The organism is Bacillus sp. P4_D3 (assembly GCF_056401855.1).
In genome coordinates this window covers 1-1,056 of record NZ_JBFUIN010000930.1, presented here as the reverse complement: position 1 = coordinate 1,056, position 1,056 = coordinate 1, and the positions used below count along the sequence as shown (strand labels likewise).

Here is a 1,056-nt window from a genome sequence, read left to right as displayed (position 1 = left end):
GGTTTGAAGTTAATGGTGAAAGGGCAGGAACCCATTTTTATTCCGAGTATTTATTCTTTATATATCGGTGAGCCTACGGGGTTGTTAGATGAGGTTGATGTTTCATCGTCAGAATTAGAGAATCACATTGATGTGACCATTAGTTCTCCATCGCTAATGTTAAATAATGTACGATACATCGTTGGAGAAAAAGTGATTCAAGATCAATTAAAAGGTACAGAAGTGGAGAAAAAATCAAATAAATCTACTGATGAGTTAATGGTTATTACAATCCTTTCAGGTTTAGCGATAAGTGCTATGCGTCAAAGTCCAACTTCAAGTCATATTAATATTCGTTATGATTTATCTGTTGCTCTTCCAATGCAACTTATTACACAGGAAATCGCTGCTGAAAATTCGAAACGGTATATGGGTAATCACAAGGTCATATTCCATTATCCAAATGGACGCGATGTTACGATTAATGTTTCTATTGAGTTTTGTAAATGTCTACCTGAAGGCGCTTCTGGGACGTGGGGGATTGTATATGATGAGGAAGGAAATGTTGTGAAACATAAAATAGAATGTGAACAAAATCAAGTTTCAGAAATTGATTTTGTAGATAAAACTTTATTGTCTTTTGATATTGGCGCGGGGACAACGGAAGAAGTTGTTTCATTAGGGGTGAATTTCCGCCCGCAATTAAGTAAAGGATTATCGTACGGTGTAAAAGAAACGTTATTACAAATTATTACGAGGTGGAATCGGAAATATCCTACGAAAACAATTGATAGTATTACAGAATTTAACCAAATTTATTTAAATGAAAAGCACCCAAGAAATGCATTGTTAGTTGAGGAATCGCAACCAGCGTTTTTAGGTTTAGCAGCACGTGTCGCAACGGATATTATTAACAAAATTGATGATATGAAAGACGATCCATACGTATTTATTTATGGTGKGGGCGCAGTTATTATTAAAAATAGCTTAAAAATGATTTTGAAACAAAAAGGACGCTTGAAAAATGTAATTTTTGTAGATAACCCGTTATTCACCAATGCTCGTGGTCTTTTAGTA

At 34.7% G+C, this 1,056-nt stretch carries 1 protein-coding gene; it reads left to right on the top strand.

The genetic code is table 11. The features are described from left to right. The coding region (locus AC1DTM_RS28085) for a ParM/StbA family protein (protein ID WP_477001441.1) at positions 1-1,056 on the top strand (1,056 nt) is incomplete at both ends.